This window comes from Flavobacterium ginsengiterrae (assembly GCF_039539785.1).
Classification (GTDB): Bacteria; Bacteroidota; Bacteroidia; order Flavobacteriales; family Flavobacteriaceae; genus Flavobacterium; species Flavobacterium ginsengiterrae.
Map to the genome: position 1 here is coordinate 89,218 of NZ_BAABDU010000003.1, position 16,493 is coordinate 105,710.

Sequence of the window (16,493 nt, forward strand, 5' to 3'; positions counted from 1 at the left end):
TTTATAATATGAAAGTGAAAACAATTTTGGTGTCACAGCCTGAACCTAAAGTGGAGAATTCTCCTTACTTTGAGCTCCAACAAAAACACAAAATAAAAATTGATTTCAGACCATTTATTCATGTGGAAGGGGTTAGCGCAAAAGAGATTCGATTACAAAAAATCGATCTTAATCATTACACTGCGATCATTTTAACAAGTCGAAATGCTGTAGATCATTTTTTTAGAGTGGCTGATGAAATGCGTTACAAAGTTCCAGAAGGATTGAAATATTTTTGTCAATCTGAAGCAGTAGCTTTTTATCTTCAAAAGTATGTTGTGTACAGAAAACGTAAAATTTACGTTGGAGCAAAAGATTTTGCAGATTTATCTCCTTTAATTAAAAAGTATAAAGACGAGAAATTCCTGCTTCCTGCATCTGATCAATTAAATGCAGATGCTCCTGTAACTTTAAACAGCCTTAAGGTAGATTGGGCACAAGCCATTTTTTACAGAACTGTAATGAGCGACTTATCTGATCTTGCTGATGTTTATTATGATGTTTTAGCGTTTTTTAGTCCAACCGGAATTAAATCTTTGTTTAAAAACTTCCCTGATTTTAAACAAAACGACACTAGAATTGCCGTATTTGGAAGCACAACTCAAAAAGAAGCTTTAGACCATGGTTTAAGAATTGATATTCTTGCTCCAACTCCTGAAACTCCTTCTATGACAATGGCTTTAGAAAAATACGTTGCCGAAGCAAACAAAGGAAAATAAACCTTAGAAGTCACAATATTTTAAATTCCAAATTCCAAATTAATCACTTGGAGTTTGGAATTTTTGCTTCAAGCACTTTTTTTAACCGCAAAGTACGCAAGTTTTTTTTAACATTAGTTGTTTTTTAAAGTTCGCAAAGCCTTACCGATAAGGCTTTGCGAACTTTATTTGCTTTTTGTAAATATTTGCAAATAAAAAACCTTGCGCACTTTGCGGTTAAATTTACACATCAATAAAATTGGAATTTAAAATATTGGAATTTCCATTTATTGAGCATTTTAACTACATTTGATTTCTATTCTAAACCCAAATCACTAAAATAGTTTCAAATTTTAAGTTATGAAAATCAACTCCCTCTTAATTGAAATTGACGGTATCGACAAAGAAATTCTTCGATATCTTATGGATGATGCCCGAAAACCAATTTTGCAGATTGCCAATAAAATAGGCATTTCGGGAGCGGCAATTCATCAGCGATTAAAAAAACTGGAACAATCCGGCGTTATTTCCGGTTCTAAATTTACTGTAAATCCAAAAGTTTTAGGTTACAACACTATGGCTTTTATTGGAGTTTATCTCGATAAAGCTTCCCGAAACTCCGAAGCCGTAAAAGAATTAAGAAAAATTCCTGAAGTATTAGAATGCCATTATACAACAGGAAACTGGTCCGTTTTAATTAAAATTATCTGTAGAGATAACGAACATTTAATGCAGCTTTTAAATACCAAAATTCAGGCAATTGAAGGAGTTTCAAGAACTGAAACGTTTATTTCCTTAGATCAGCAGATTGACAGGCAGATACAACTTTAAAAAAATAAATTCCAAATTTTTCAAATTCCAACAAAAAAGCATAAAAAAATCCAAACTCCTTAAATTGGAATTTGGATTTTTTAAAATTGTAAATTTCTTTCTTAGTTCCTTCTGCTTCCGGAATAAATCGAGATATAGTACAATAACGTTGCTATAGATCCTAAAGCAGCAACAACATAGGTTCTTGCAGCCCATTTTAACGCATCTTTTGCTCCTGCCTGTTCTTCTTGTGTCAGCATGTGTTTATTTTCTAACCAGGCCAATGCTCTGTTACTTGCATCGTATTCTACCGGCAGCGTAATAATTGAAAACAATGTTGTTACGGCAAAAATCACAATTCCCACTAATAATAACTGTGGAAAAGTTCTAATCATTAAAATTCCAGCTAACAAAATCCACTGCATAAAACTTGATGCCACATTAACAATTGGAACCAGCTTAGAACGCATTGTTAACCATTCATAACCAATTGCATGCTGTACTGCGTGTCCACATTCATGCGCTGCAACCGCTGCCGCCGCTGCGTTACGATGATTATAAACTGCTTCGCTCAAATTAACGGTTTTGTCTGAAGGATTATAATGATCTGTTAACTGACCCGGAGTCGAAATAACACGAACATCTGTAATTCCGTTATCAGCTAGCATTTTTTCTGCAATTTCTGCACCGCTCATTCCGTTTCGAAGCTGCAGTTTAGAATATAATTCGAATTTACTTTTAAGTTTTGCACTCACCATCCAGCTAAATAACATAATAGCTCCGGCAAGAATTAAATATCCACTTCCCATGATTTTACTTTTTTTGATTGATTTTAAATTTACAAAACAAACATCAAATTATAAACCATTTTAACAAAATGTCATTTTGGCATTTTTTCAGACATTTTTAGTCCAAAAGATTGTTTTTTAAAAGCAGTGTAATTAACTCTGCGACATTTTTGGTTTTATATTTTTGAAGAATATTTCGCCTGTGTGTCTGCACCGTTAAGAAACTCAAAAAAAGTTCATCGGCAATTTCCTGCGTCTGCTTTCCTTTTGACAGCAATAGCGCAATATCTTTTTCTCTTCTGCTTAAGCTCGGAATATTATCCAGATCTTCAGATAATGGCTGGCTTACGATTGTTTTTACCTCATCGCTAAAAACAATTTCGCCCTCAATTGCTTTATTAATGCAGTTTTTAAATTCTTCAAACGAAGCGCTTTTTAAAATATAACCATTTCCCCCATTTTGAATAAACTGCATTACCAAACTTCTTTCAGACTGACTGCTCATTCCTATTACAATAACCTGCGGATATTTTTGCTTGATCGATTTACATAAATCTATTCCGGTTACAACAGGCAGAAAAATATCTATTAAAACCAGATCTACTTCGTTGCTTTCTATATAATCTAACAGTAAAGCACCGGATTGCATTTTCTCTACAATTTCAATATTTTCCAGATCAGACAATAAACCGGAAATTCCGGAAATCACAATTGGATGGTCATCAACCACAACCATTTTATATTTTTTACTCATTTTGCTGATTTTCGTTTATCACATTTAATTCTATATAAACGGAAGTTCCCTGATTTATTTTACTGTCTATTTCTAATTTCCCGCTTAAAAATTCTACTCGGTTATGAATATTCTTTAGTCCCATTCCGTTTTTGTCTTTTGCTTCTGCAACATCAAACCCAACTCCATTATCTTCAACCGTAATAAAAAACACATCTTTGTTTTGAGAACAGGAGACCAAAACCTGCGATGCTTTGGCATATTTTAAAGCATTATTCAACAATTCCTGAATAATTCTGTAAATCATGATTTCGTAATTTTTTGGCAGTCTTGATTTTTTAATCAAATACTGAAACTCAATTTTAGTAACCGCATTAGAATTTGCAGCACATAAATCTCTTAAAGCGTGCTCTAAACTAAGTTCAAGCAGTGTTTCGGGCATAAGATTCTGCGATATGTTTCGAAGTTCTTTAATTGAATTATCTAAAAGTGTATCGACATTATTTACCGTTTCTACATTTTCCTTTTTTGCTAGATTTAAATGGATTTTTACGCCCGAAAGCATACTTCCCAATCCGTCGTGTAAATCTCTGGCAATTCTTTTTCTTTCCATTTCTTCACCCTGAATCAAGGCTTTGGAAACCGAAAGTTTATGACGGTCTTCAAAAGATGATAATTCCTGTTTTAAATTGATTTCTTTTTGAGCACTCAATTTCTTTTGATTTTTATTGAAGATCCACAGAAATAAAACAATTAGAAATAACAAAAATGATAATCCAGCAAAAAGCACTGAATTGAATCGAGTATTATATACCTGTAAAGCGGCTTTATCATTTTGTGACTGTAAAAGCGATATTTTTTTCTCGCTTTCGGCTTTTTTATATTTTGCCTCAAGCTCTACAATCTCGCTTTTAAATTTTGTATTGTTTAAGCTGTCGTTTAAAGCATTGTATTTATGCGAATAATAATAGGCTTTATCAAAATCTTTTGTCGCATTGTATACTTTTGCCAGCTCGTTGTAATAATTCTTCTTGTCTACTACAAAAGGTGTATTTTCTAAAAGATAGTCTAAGTTTTGCTTTGCTTTGTCGTAATTTTTAAGTTTGAAAAGCACTTCATATTCTGCAAATTTTAAGCGGTTTAAGGCAATCGCATTTTGGTGTTTTTCTGCAGACGCTATTCCTTTCCCATAACTTTCTAAAGCATTCGAATTTTTATTCTGTTTGGCATAATATAATCCTTCCGAATAATAATAGGAATCATTTAAGTTTGATTCAGGATAATCTTTTAATGTCGAAAAAGCTTTATCGAGTATTTTTTTCGCATCATAAAAATGCTGTAATTCAATTAAATTTTCGGCATTAATAATATAGGTTTCCATTTTTGACTCGGCAACAGTCGGTGATTTTTTAATGGCCCTTTCAATATATTTCTGAGCTTCGCTTAAATATTCACTTGCTTTACCTCTTTCGCTGTTATTCATAAAAATAATGGCAACAGCTTTATACAGTCCGCTTATAAGTTCATAATCGCGACTTTTTTTAGCGGCAGGAATAGCCTCGTTTATAAGCAGTTTCATGTATACCTTTTCGTTGTTTTTTCGTTGCTGCATAACTCCGTAATTCTGCAGAATTATGGCACGAATTCTAAAGGCTTCGGTATTAAAATACTTTTTAAGTTTTTCATTTCCCTCAAGCAGTGTTTGTTCAAACCCCTCGACATCTCCTTTTTCTAAAAAACTGGACGAATTATAAAAAATACCGGCATCTCTTAAAAACGGAAATTTATCTTTAAGACTGTTGGCCTGCGCTAAATATTGTTTAGATTTTTTAATATCCTGTGACATCAAATACAATTTTGACAATTTAAAACTGTATAAACATTTTATACTGTCAGACTTTGTATTTCTGGTGATTTTAGCAATGCTGTCAATATAAGCAGAATCATCATCAAGAGAAAGAATAACCTGTGAATGCAAGGCGGCGGATAAAAATAGAAAAAGTGCAAGTATGTAGATTTTCTTCATAAAATGGTATTTATTCAAATTTATCAAATTAAAAATCGTTTCAAAAAAAATTCTGCAACTTTTACCTGATATCAGGTAATACAAAATGCATTTTATCAGGTATTGTTCCCTCTATTATTTGATTCTAATTTTGTTTAAAAGATTATTATTAATTAAAAACAATAAACCATGAAATCAATTATGAAAACAGCGGCTCTTGTACTGACTCTTGCTTTTACAGCAGTTTCTTGCAGCAGCGATAACGATGATAATTCTGGTACAGCAACAGGTTCAAGAGATGTAAAATATGAGATAACCGGAAATTACACTGGCAAACTTGATGCAACTTATATAGAAAAAAGCGGTGCTCCGCTTATTGAAGATGTTACTGCTTTGCCTTGGACTAAAGAATTTACTGCTAATGCGGATTCTGACGCTGCTTTAGCTCATTCAAGCGGATATGGAGGAGTTTCAGGACAAACCTTAACAGTAAAGATTTATGTAGGAGGAAAAGTCGTTTCTGAATTAACAGGAACAGCAAATTTAGAAGGAATTATTGTAGTTCATCCTAAAACTTACATATTCCCTAGATAAGTTAGAATTAGAATTTAATATTTTGTTTTTGGAAAAAAGAAAGCTTCGCATTATTGCGAAGCTTCTTTTTTATACCTGTAACTGATTGTTGATTTCTTCAAACTTTTCAATAAGACCGTTAATTTTAGCCTGCTGTTTTTTAATTTGTTTTGGGCGAAGGTAAAACCAATTAAAAAGCATCCATAATAATGTGATTCCATATGTTAAACCTGCCCCTAAAGTACTCATTCTGCTCGCATACTCATACATATACAAACAAATCCCTGCCATAAGTGTTATAAAGTAAAAGCTCATCATTTTAGTTTGCAAAAACTGCTGTTTCTTTTTAATTGAAATTAATTTCTGCAGATATTCCTGATTGGCTTGTGTTGAATCTATATTTTTATATTCGTTCAATAATTTATTATACACAAACACGTAAATTACCATTGCCAGAATCGTAAACACAATTCCTATTTTAGTCGAAATAAACTGTGGCTGGTAATATATCCAGACAAAAATTATAAAAACACTTGTTGCCAAAAGCACAATATTGGTAATCCATAAGCATCGCAATGCTGTTTTTTTAAACTTACTTAATCTTGCCAGCAAATCACTCATGTCTGGCTGACTTACGGATTGTTTTTTCCATAAATCTTTAAAATCTATATTGTTATCGTTGTCCATTTTCTTTAAATTTTTGAGTCAGTTTTTCTTTTATCCTATGGATTTTTACTCGCACATTAGCTTCAGAGAGACCTATAATTTTTGCAATCTCAGCTTGTTTAACATCTTCTAATTCCAGAGAAATAATAATACGGTCTGTTTCTGGTAATTCAGCAATGCATTTATACAAAAACTGAATCTGGGGCTCTATTGAGGTTTGTTTTTCTTCTAAAAGATGATTTGGTAAATCTGATTTAGGAAAACGTTTCTGCTTTTCAATCTGTCGCAAACAATTATTTGAGGCAATTCTAAAAATCCAGGTTCCTACGGATGATTCATTTCTAAAAGTATCGAGTTTTTGCCAGACAATTATAAAAGTTTCCTGAGCCAAATCCTGTGCAGTATCGTAATCGTTTACGAAACCCATACAAAGCCTGAAAATTCGATCCCAATATGTTTTGTATATTTCTTCGAATCCCATTTTAAGATTTTATAAAAGCGTTTAATTTTAAAAAACACCCCTTATCGACATATTTAGAGCTGTTTATTTTTTCTTTTTCAGCTTTTGAAATTTCAAATGAATATGTTTTTCTCTGTCCAAAAACATTCACACATAACGCTGAAAATAAGAATGCGATAACTAAAATAATATACTTTTTCATTTTAATATTTTTAAGTTGATAAATAATCGGATCCATCCTTTGGATACGACAACTATTAAAATGTTACAACTTTTTTAAAATTTCAATTATTAAATTCCAAATTCCAATGTTGGTGCGGGTTTTAACCGCGAAGAGCACTTTTTTTGCCACGAAGGCGCTAAGTCGCAAAGCTTTTTTTGTTTCACGCAGATTCTACAGATTAGAGCAGATTTAATATGATTTTTTATTATTGAAATCTATATAGATCTGTTTAAATCTTTTAAAATCTGCGTGAAACAAAAAATCCTTTTAATCAGTGACACAAAACTAAGCACAAAAAAAAATTCCAAACCCCAACAAAATTGGAATTTGGAATTTTAATATTTGGAATTTTTTGTTATCCAACCAAATTAATAATCTTACCAGGAACGATAATCACTTTATTTGGCGTTCTTCCGTCTAATTGTTTTTGAGTTCTTTCGTCTTTCATAACGATTTCTTCGATTTGTTCTTTGGTTAAATCCAAAGGCAATTCGATTGTGAAACGCATTTTTCCGTTGAAAGAAACCGGATATTCTTTATTGGTTTCAACCAAATGTTTCTCTTCAAAAACTGGGAACGGAACTTCAGAAATAGAAGTTGTATGTCCTAATTGCGCCCATAATTCCTCAGCAATGTGTGGCGCGTAAGGCGAAACTAAAATCGCTAACGGCTCTAAAATCGCTCTTGAATGACAGTTTTGAGAAGACAATTCGTTTACACAAATCATAAACTGAGAAACAGACGTATTGAAAGAGAAATTCTCAATATCATCTTGTACTTTTTTGATTGTTTTATGCAACGATTTCAAGTTGTCTTTTGTTGGTTCGTCGTTGTTTACAATTAAACCATTGTCATCAAAATACAATCTCCATAATTTTTTCAAGAAACCAAAAACTCCCGAAATACCAGCCGTATTCCAAGGTTTTGCTTGTTCCAACGGACCTAAGAACATTTCGTATAAACGTAATGTATCAGCTCCGTATTCTGCACAAATATCATCTGGTGTTACTACATTGTAGTATGATTTCGACATTTTTTCGACTTCACGGCCAACAATATATTTTCCGTTTTCGTCAAAAATAAATTCAGCTGTTCCAAAATCTTCTCTCCAAGCTTTGAACTTTTCGATATTTAATTCATCAGAAGAATTAACAAAATTAACATCAACACGAATTGGCTGTACTTTTTGATCACCAATTTTGTTTTTAGATACGAAAGTATTTGTTCCTTCTAATCTGTAAACATAAGCCGTTGTTCCTAAAATCATTCCCTGATTTATCAGTTTTTTGAATGGTTCTTCAGTTGGCGCAAGACCTTTGTCTTTTAAGAATTTGTTCCAGAAACGAGAATACAATAAGTGACCTGTTGCGTGTTCGCTTCCACCAATATATAAATCTACACTTTCCCAATATTTCAATGCTTCTTTAGACGCAAATTCATTTTCATTGTGCGCATCCATATAACGCATCCAATACCATGAACTTCCCGCCCAACCTGGCATAGTGTTTAATTCTAAAGGAAAAATCGAAACATTGTCAATTAACTGAGTACTAACTACTGAACACTTAACACTGTCCCAAGCCCAAACCGCTGCGTTTCCTAATGGAGGCAAACCGTCTTCTGTTGGTAAATATTTCTCTACTTCCGGTAAAATAATTGGCAAATGCTGCGCATCAATCATTTTTGGCAATCCGTTTACATAATAAACCGGAAACGGTTCTCCCCAATAACGCTGACGAGAGAAAACGGCATCACGTAAACGGTAATTGGTTTTGCCAGTTCCCTGACCAATTTCTTCTAATTTAGCAATTGCTTTTTTAGTGCCTTCTTTATAGTTTAACCCGTTTAAGAAATCAGAATTTGCGATTTCTACGTTGTCTTTAGATCCGTAAGCGGCTTCAGAAATGTCAACATTAGCGAAAATATTTCTAATTTCTTTCATTCCGTTTTGACCTTTAAAGAAATTAGCAAAAGCATAATCTCTTTCGTCTCCGCAAGGAACCGCCATTACAGCACCCGTTCCGTAACCTGCTAAAACATAATCTCCAATCCAAACCGGAACTGGTTCTTTTGTAAACGGATGTTCTGCATAAGCTCCTGTAAAAACTCCAGAAATGGTTTTCACATCGGCCATACGCTCACGCTCTGAACGTTTTGACGTTTTTTCGATATACGCTTCAACCGCTTCTTTTTGTTCTGGAGTTGTAATTTTAGCAACCAAATCATGTTCTGGCGCCAAAGTCATAAAAGTTACTCCAAAAATAGTATCAGGACGAGTTGTGAAAACGTCGATTACTTCATCGTGATTTTTCACTTTAAAAGTAACCATTGCACCAACTGATTTCCCAATCCAGTTTCTTTGAGATTCTTTAATTGACTCACTCCAATCAATATCATTTAGACCTTCAAGTAAGCGTTCGGCATAAGCAGAAATTCGCATACTCCATTGTGTCATTTTTTTTCTTATAACAGGAAACCCGCCGCGCTCTGAAACTCCGTTTACAATTTCGTCATTTGCCAAAACTGTTCCCAAGCCCGGACACCAGTTTACTTCGGTTTCTGCCAAATACGTCAATCTGTATTGCAACAAGATTTTCTCTTTTTGATCTTCAGAATAAGAATTCCATTCATCAGCTGTAAAAATCTGTACGTTGTCATCACAAACTGCTTCAACCAAAGCATTTCCTGATTCTTCAAAAACCTTTACAAGATCTGAAATATCAAAAGCCTGTCCTTGTTTTCTGCAGTACCAAGAATTAAAAAGCTGGATAAAAATCCATTGTGTATGTTTGTAATAATCTGGATTTGATGTACGCACTTCACGCGCCCAGTCAAATGAAAATCCTATTTTATCTAATTGTTTTCTGTAACCGGCAATTTGTTTTCCTTCTTTATCAACTCCACCATCAATATTTACACGCGTTGTATCTTCTGGACGTTGTCCTGTCTGAATCGCATATTGTTCTGCCGGCAATCCGAAACTGTCGTAACCCATTGGATGCAAAACATTGAAACCTTGATGTCTTTTGAAACGCGAATACACATCTGATGCAATATAACCCAGCGGATGCCCAACGTGTAATCCCGCTCCAGACGGATAAGGAAACATATCGAGAACATAATGCTTCGGTTTTTCAGAGTTATTTTTTGCTGCAAAAGTTTGATTTTCTGCCCAATATTTTTGCCATTTGGCTTCTATTTCATTCGGATTGTATTTCATTTTCTTTAAGCTACTAAGGTTCTAAGGGACAAAGGTTCTGAGGTTTTTCTCTCTTTGTCGCTTAATTTTAATCCGCAAATTTACATTTATTGTTGCTTGTTCCAAAGCTATTTTGCTGACAAACAAATAAATTCACAAATTACGTAATCAAGTTTACGTAAAAATACGTATTATTGCATTTATAAATACTTATTTATACTGAAATTAATGACAGAAAATAAGAAATACAAAATTGAAGTCCGCGTTTGGATTGAAGAAACTGAAGGCGCTTTCTTGGGAATTGGAAAAATCTGGCTTTTAGAAAACATCCGAAAAACCGGATCGATTACCAATGCTGCAAAAGAAATGAAAATGGCCTATCGACAAGCATGGCAATTGGTTGAAGAAATGAATCAGCGTGCCGAAAAACCACTTGTAGAAAAACTTCTGGGCGGCAAAGGCGGTGGCGGCGCACAACTTACCGAAGCCGGAGAAAAAGCCATTACTGTTTTTTATGAAATTGAAAAACGCATTAAAGAATTTGCTCAAAAAGAAACTCAAAATTTAAAATTCTAGAAACCTATTTAAAAAAACAATTAACCAAAACCTATTTTCTCAACCAGCAGTATTCATTTTAAAACATACTGCAAAAATCATTTTTATGAAACCAAAATTCTTAATCTTTCTGCTTTTCCCGCTCGTTGGGTTTTCGCAGCAAAATAATTCAAAGCCAGCAGATTCTTTAAAAAATTCCAATGTCTTTATTTTAGGAGAAGTCATAATAACACATCATGAAAACAAAGACACTCTAAACAGAATAACTTCAAAAACTATGGAATCTCAAAATAAAATGGAGGTTTCAAAAGCTTTAAATATGCTCCCAGGAGTGAGCTTAACGGCTTCGGGACCAAGAAACGAATCGATGGTTTCTGTTCGTGGTTTTGATTTAAGACAAGTTCCGGTTTATATGGACGGAATTCCGGTTTATGTGCCTTACGACGGCTATGTTGATCTCGCCAGATTTACCACTTTTGATCTTGCTGCTGTTGATGTTTCAAAAGGATTTTCATCTGTTTTATATGGACCAAATTCGCTTGGCGGTGCAATAAATCTTGTTTCGAGAAAACCTTTTAAAAAATTGGAATACGACGGTTCTTTAGGAATGATTAACGAAAACGGTTATAAAGGGAACATTAATATTGGTTCAAACTTAGGCAAGTTTTATTTTCAGGGAGGATTTTCTTATTTAGACAGAAATTCAACCAGAATGTCTTCGAACTTTATTCCCACAGCAAATGAAAACGGAGGACAAAGAGACAATTCATACCGAACAGATCAAAAAATCAGTTTTAAAATAGGCTGGACACCATCTGAAAAAAGCGAATATGCAATTGGCTACATTAATCAGCAGGGCGAAAAAGGAAATCCAGTTTATACCGGTTATGATACACAAAATACGCTTTTGCTAAAACCTCGTTTCTGGCAATGGCCAAATTGGGATAAAGAAAGTTTTTACTTCATTTCAAATTCGGGTTTCGACGACAAAAACAGTTTCAAAACCAGATTGTATTTTGACCGTTTCAAAAATACACTGGACAGTTATGACGATACTACTTATTCAACACAAACAAAACCTTATGCTTTTGAAAGTATTTACAACGATTATACTTTTGGAGGAAATCTCGAATACAATACTAAACTGATTCCTAAAAATGATTTAAAAATTGCTTTTCATTTTAAAGAAGATGTACACCGCGAAAACAATCTTGGCGAGCCCGTACGCCACTTTATAGACAATACTGTTTTAATTGGAATTGAAGACATTTACAAAGTCAGTTCAAAATTTACTGTAATTCCGGGTATTAGTTACAATATTCGAAAAAACAATGAGGCCGAAGATTACAACAGTACCACAAAAGTAATTTCAAATTATCCTTATGCCGGAGCAAGTGATGCTTTTAATGCACAAATTGGATTATTTTATCAATTAAATAATGACCAAAAATTAGGCGCATCGGTTTCTCAGAAAACCAGATTTGCCACTATTAAAGATCGATATTCGTACCGAATGGGAACCGCAATTCCCAATCCTGATTTGAAACCTGAAAAAGCAATTAATTACGAATTAAATTATACTGCTCTTTTATTTGATAAAATTACTTTTCAAACAGCTCTTTTTTACAGCTCCCTTTCAGACGCAATTTTAAGCGTAAGCAATGTTGAACCCGGAAAATCGCAAATGCAGAATTTTGGCGAAGCCGATTATAAAGGAATTGAAGCGCAATTGAACTATGCTGTTTTAGAAAACCTGTCGCTTCATTTTAATTACACATATATCGAAAGAAAAAATATCACAAACCCCAATATTCATTTTACCGATGTCCCAAATACAAAAGTTATGGGAACTCTGGAATACAGCCCAGTTAAAATATTGCGATTCATTGCCAATTCTGAATTTAATTCGTCACGTTTCAGTACGAGTTACGGCGCGCGCGTTCCGGATTATACACTTTTGAATTTTTATGCTTCGGGCAAAATTTCTAAAAATCTAAGTGTTGATGCAGGAATTAATAATATCTTCGATAAAAACTATAGTCTTGTTGAAGGTTATCCGGAAGAAGGCCGTAATTTTTTTGTAACACTTCGTTTTTTCAATAACTAAATCAAAATACCAAATGAAAATTAAAAATTTTATTCTGATTCTGCTTACGGCATTTTTCTGCGTAATGTGCAACTCTCCTAAAAAAGATAAAGAGCAGATTATCTCATCTGAAAAAGCTTTAAAAACAGACAATGACAAACATCCCGTTCTTACTCCCGAAGATAGTTTAAAAATGGTAAATCATTCGATCGAAGTAAAAGGCGATGTCGAAAACACACTAAATTTAACGGTAGATTCTCTAAAAAAGATGAAAGTTGCCACACTTGATGATTTTAAAGTAGTGTGCCAAAGCGGTGAAGTTAAAAAAGACAATAAAGTGTGCAAAGGTGTTCTTTTGAAAGATATTTTAGAAAAAGCCAAAATCAAACAAAACGGACATAAAGACCGTAATTTTTATATTGTAGCAAGAGCCTCAGACGATTATAAAGCAACTTTTTCGTGGGCCGAAATTTTCAACAATCCAACGGGAGAAAACACATATATTCTTTTTGAAGAAAATGGAAAACCGGTTAAAAACGGCGAAATGATTGCCATTTGCAAAAATGATATTAAAACCGGACCTCGACATGTTTACTGGCTGAAAAGTATTGAGGTGTATAAGGTTAAGTAAAAAAAGCTGCTGAGAAACTAAGTTTCTGAGAGGCTAAGTTTTTTTCTCGTTTAACCACAGAGAGCACAAAGTATTAAATAAGGTTCGCAAAGTTTTTTATTGATAAGCTTTGCGAACTTTAGCATTTTACTAAACTGCTTTTTAAAAAAAACTTTATGCTCTTTGCGTTTAAATCCTTTTTTAACCTTTCTATTTTCAATATCTAATTGTACATTTATGGTATAAAAGTTTGTTATTAACTTTAAATAAAGAAATTCTTTATTATTTTTACCCCATAATTTAAGCAGACTATGAGTTCTAACTTTGATAAATTTCAAAAACGCAGGTTAATTTCCTCTTATTTTTCGGTAGTGTTAAGTGTATTTCTGGTATTATTCCTTTTAGGAGTACTAGGATTATTTATCATTAATTCTAAAAAACTGGCTGATGATTTTAAAGAAAAAATCGCCATGACAGTTTTCTTTAAAAATGAAGCAAATGACAGCATTATCAAAGCTTTTGACTCAGAACTAAAAAGAGCTCCTTTTGCTCTTTCATATGTTTATGTAACCAAAGAAAAAGCGGCAAAAGAACATACTGATATTATTGGCGAAGATTTCTTAACATTTTTAGGAGAGAATCCGTTATTAAATTCATACGACATTCACTTAAAAGCTGACTACGTAGAACGCGACAGCATTACGAAAATTGAAAGCCGTCTGCGTCAAAATACCATGATTGAAGATATTGTATATGACAAACAATTAGTAAATCTGGTAAACGATAACATCAAAAAAGTAAGTATGTGGATTTTAATCATAAGTGGTTTCCTTACTATAATTGCTGTTTTATTAATCAATAGTTCACTTCGATTATCTATTCATTCCAATCGTTTTATTATTAAAACCATGCAGATGGTGGGAGCAACAAAATCGTTTATCCGTAAACCTTTTGTAATGCGAAGCGTAAAATTAGGAATGCTTGGAGCAGTATTAGCAATCATTGCTCTAATTGGTCTTTTATTCTATGTAGAAACTAATTTCCCGGGGTTAGGCATTTTAGAAGATAAAGCTTTAATAGGCTTAGTACTTTTAGCTGTTTTTGGATTAGGAGTTTTAATTACATGGGTAAGCACGCATTTTGCAACACAGCGTTTCTTAAACTTAAGAACTGACGATCTTTATTAATTTTAGATTGTAGAAAAAATTTTAGATTATTAAAAAAGTAACAATGAAAAATAATAAAGAAGAACAACAAAAACAGGAATTCCTTTTTGACACTATCAATTATAAAATCTTATTAATTGGTATCGCAGTAATCGCATTAGGATTTATTTTAATGTCTGGCGGAGGAAGCGATAATCCAAATGTTTTTAATGAAGATGTTTTTAGTTTTAGACGTATTCGTTTAGCACCAACAACTGTACTTATTGGTTTTGGAATCACGATTTATTCTATTTTCAAAAAATCAAAATAAATAGTTTTACAGATTTTAGATCACGAAGCAAAGCGAAGTGAGCCAATTTAAAATCTGAAATCTAAAATCTAAAATTCTCAATGAATACATTACAAGCTATTGTTCTTGCCATTATTGAAGGAATTACAGAATTTTTACCTGTTTCTTCAACCGGCCACATGATTATTGCCTCTTCTTTTTTTGGAATCGCACAAGAAGATTTCACTAAACTTTTTACTATTGTAATTCAGCTTGGTGCAATACTTTCGGTTGTTATTTTATACTTCAAACGTTTCTTTCAAACTTTTGATTTTTATTTTAAACTTTTAGTTGCTTTTATTCCGGCTGTAGTTTTAGGATTATTGCTAAGCGATTTCATCGATGGTTTATTAGAAAACCCAGTAACTGTTGCAATCTCACTTTTAATAGGCGGATTAATTTTATTAAAAGTAGATGAATGGTTTAACAATCCAAATACTGCCGAAACTTCACAGGAAATAACCTATTTGCAAGCACTTAAAATTGGATTATTTCAATGTATAGCCATGATTCCGGGAGTTTCCCGAAGCGGTGCTAGTATTGTGGGCGGAATGTCTCAAAAATTATCAAGAACAACAGCTGCAGAATTTTCATTCTTTCTTGCAGTTCCAACTATGCTGGGTGCAACAGCAAAAAAATGTTACGATTATTACAAAGCAGGATTTGAGTTATCTCACGATCAGGTGAATATTTTAATTATTGGAAACGTTGTTGCTTTTATCGTAGCGCTTTTAGCAATTAAAACATTCATTGGATTCTTGACTAAAAACGGATTCAAAGTTTTTGGTTATTACAGAATTATTGCAGGAATCATTTTATTACTGATTCACTTTTTCATTCACCCGCTTACGATTATATAATGACACCTGAAGAATATTTAGACGGACAAGTTTTACTGATTGATAAACCATTAAAATGGAGTTCGTTTCAGGCAGTCAATAAATTAAAATACCTTTTAATTAACAAAGTCGGACTTCCTAAAAAATTTAAAATCGGCCATGCCGGAACTTTAGATCCTTTAGCTACAGGTTTACTTTTAATCTGTACAGGAAAATTCACTAAAAGAATCTCTGAACTACAAGGTCAGGCAAAAGAATATACAGGAACTTTTTATATTGGGGCTACTACTCCATCGTATGATTTAGAAACCGAAATCGATCAGACATTTCCAACAGATCATATCGACGAAACTTTGATTCACGAAACAGTAAAACAGTTTTTAGGTGAAATCGATCAAAAACCGCCTATTTTTTCTGCCATAAAAAAAGATGGAGTTCGTTTATATGAGCATGCACGTGCCGGCGAATCTATTGAAATTGAAAGCAGAAAAACCACAATTCATGAATTTGAAATTACACGAATTGCTTTACCGGAAATTGACTTTAGAGTAGTTTGCAGTAAAGGAACTTATATTCGTTCACTGGCTTATGATTTTGGAAAAGCCATGAATTCTGGTTCGCATTTAACGGTTTTACGCCGAACTAAAATTGGTGATTACGATGTGAAAAATGCAATAGACATTACTTTATTTGAAGAAAGTCTACAATAATTTTT

The 16,493-nt window shown here is 33.2% G+C and carries 17 protein-coding genes; 10 read left to right on the forward strand and 7 right to left on the reverse strand.

The window, feature by feature from the left end; all coding sequences use genetic code 11:
- Positions 1–8 precede the first annotated feature (8 nt).
- Both ABD859_RS03260 and ABD859_RS03265 read left to right on the forward strand, forming a co-directional pair.
- On the forward strand, positions 9–758 hold the full coding sequence (locus ABD859_RS03260) for a uroporphyrinogen-III synthase (RefSeq protein ID WP_109190797.1): 750 nt from the start codon (positions 9–11) through the stop codon (positions 756–758).
- 339 nt (positions 759–1,097) lie between these two features.
- Positions 1,098–1,568 carry an Lrp/AsnC family transcriptional regulator gene (locus ABD859_RS03265; RefSeq protein ID WP_012022648.1) on the forward strand — a complete coding sequence of 157 codons (471 nt, stop codon included), beginning with the start codon at positions 1,098–1,100 and terminating at the stop codon, positions 1,566–1,568.
- A gap of 101 nt (positions 1,569–1,669) precedes the next feature.
- Here ABD859_RS03265 and ABD859_RS03270 read toward each other — a convergent pair whose 3' ends face one another.
- The 3 genes from ABD859_RS03270 to ABD859_RS03280 form a co-directional block, all read right to left on the reverse strand.
- The gene (locus ABD859_RS03270) at positions 1,670–2,356 is read right to left on the reverse strand and encodes a zinc metallopeptidase (RefSeq protein WP_345140203.1); all 687 of its coding nucleotides are present in this window, start codon (positions 2,354–2,356) and stop codon (positions 1,670–1,672) included.
- 97 nt (positions 2,357–2,453) lie between these two features.
- Positions 2,454–3,089 carry a response regulator gene (locus ABD859_RS03275; RefSeq protein ID WP_345140206.1) on the reverse strand — a complete coding sequence of 212 codons (636 nt, stop codon included), beginning with the start codon at positions 3,087–3,089 and terminating at the stop codon, positions 2,454–2,456.
- On the reverse strand, positions 3,082–5,094 hold the full coding sequence (locus ABD859_RS03280; protein WP_345140209.1) for a tetratricopeptide repeat-containing sensor histidine kinase: 2,013 nt from the start codon (positions 5,092–5,094) through the stop codon (positions 3,082–3,084). The genes ABD859_RS03275 and ABD859_RS03280 overlap by 8 nt, the downstream gene beginning before the upstream one ends.
- 168 nt (positions 5,095–5,262) lie before the next feature.
- Between ABD859_RS03280 and ABD859_RS03285 the strand changes: the two genes are divergently transcribed.
- On the forward strand, positions 5,263–5,667 hold the full coding sequence (locus ABD859_RS03285) for a hypothetical protein (RefSeq protein ID WP_345140212.1): 405 nt from the start codon (positions 5,263–5,265) through the stop codon (positions 5,665–5,667).
- 69 nt (positions 5,668–5,736) lie between these two features.
- Here the strand turns inward: ABD859_RS03285 and ABD859_RS03290 are convergent, their stop codons facing one another.
- The 4 genes from ABD859_RS03290 to leuS form a co-directional block, all read right to left on the reverse strand.
- Positions 5,737–6,333: a hypothetical protein gene (locus ABD859_RS03290; protein WP_345140215.1), complete on the reverse strand. Its 597-nt coding sequence runs from the start codon at positions 6,331–6,333 to the stop codon at positions 5,737–5,739.
- Positions 6,320–6,793, reverse strand: coding sequence for an RNA polymerase sigma factor (locus ABD859_RS03295; RefSeq protein ID WP_345140218.1), 474 nt, complete (start codon positions 6,791–6,793; stop codon positions 6,320–6,322). Before ABD859_RS03295 ends, ABD859_RS03290 begins: the two co-directional genes overlap by 14 nt.
- Before the next feature lies 1 nt (position 6,794).
- Positions 6,795–6,974: a hypothetical protein gene (locus tag ABD859_RS03300; protein WP_345140221.1), complete on the reverse strand. Its 180-nt coding sequence runs from the start codon at positions 6,972–6,974 to the stop codon at positions 6,795–6,797.
- 376 nt (positions 6,975–7,350) lie between these two features.
- Positions 7,351–10,215, reverse strand: coding sequence for a leucine--tRNA ligase (gene leuS / locus ABD859_RS03305; RefSeq protein WP_345140224.1), 2,865 nt, complete (start codon positions 10,213–10,215; stop codon positions 7,351–7,353).
- A 207-nt stretch (positions 10,216–10,422) separates the two neighbouring features.
- Here leuS and ABD859_RS03310 point away from each other — a divergent pair, with 207 nt between their 5' ends.
- From ABD859_RS03310 to truB, 7 genes are all read left to right on the forward strand, one after another.
- Positions 10,423–10,770: a winged helix-turn-helix domain-containing protein gene (locus ABD859_RS03310; RefSeq protein WP_345140227.1), complete on the forward strand. Its 348-nt coding sequence runs from the start codon at positions 10,423–10,425 to the stop codon at positions 10,768–10,770.
- Between the two features lie 85 nt (positions 10,771–10,855).
- Positions 10,856–12,856, forward strand: a complete 2,001-nt coding sequence (locus tag ABD859_RS03315) for a TonB-dependent receptor plug domain-containing protein (protein ID WP_345140230.1) — start codon at positions 10,856–10,858, stop codon at positions 12,854–12,856.
- A gap of 13 nt (positions 12,857–12,869) precedes the next feature.
- The gene (locus ABD859_RS03320; protein ID WP_345140233.1) at positions 12,870–13,466 is read left to right on the forward strand and encodes a molybdopterin-dependent oxidoreductase; all 597 of its coding nucleotides are present in this window, start codon (positions 12,870–12,872) and stop codon (positions 13,464–13,466) included.
- Between the two features lie 290 nt (positions 13,467–13,756).
- Positions 13,757–14,632, forward strand: a complete 876-nt coding sequence (locus tag ABD859_RS03325) for a cell division protein FtsX (protein WP_345140236.1) — start codon at positions 13,757–13,759, stop codon at positions 14,630–14,632.
- A gap of 43 nt (positions 14,633–14,675) precedes the next feature.
- Positions 14,676–14,921 (forward strand): DUF3098 domain-containing protein, encoded by a 246-nt coding sequence (locus tag ABD859_RS03330; RefSeq protein WP_345140239.1) that lies wholly within the window; start codon positions 14,676–14,678, stop codon positions 14,919–14,921.
- Positions 14,922–15,001: 80 nt separating this feature from the next.
- Positions 15,002–15,799 (forward strand): undecaprenyl-diphosphate phosphatase, encoded by a 798-nt coding sequence (locus tag ABD859_RS03335; RefSeq protein WP_345140242.1) that lies wholly within the window; start codon positions 15,002–15,004, stop codon positions 15,797–15,799.
- Positions 15,799–16,488 carry a tRNA pseudouridine(55) synthase TruB gene (gene truB / locus ABD859_RS03340; protein WP_345140245.1) on the forward strand — a complete coding sequence of 230 codons (690 nt, stop codon included), beginning with the start codon at positions 15,799–15,801 and terminating at the stop codon, positions 16,486–16,488. Before ABD859_RS03335 ends, truB begins: the two co-directional genes overlap by 1 nt.
- The last annotated feature ends 5 nt before the right edge of the window (positions 16,489–16,493 follow it).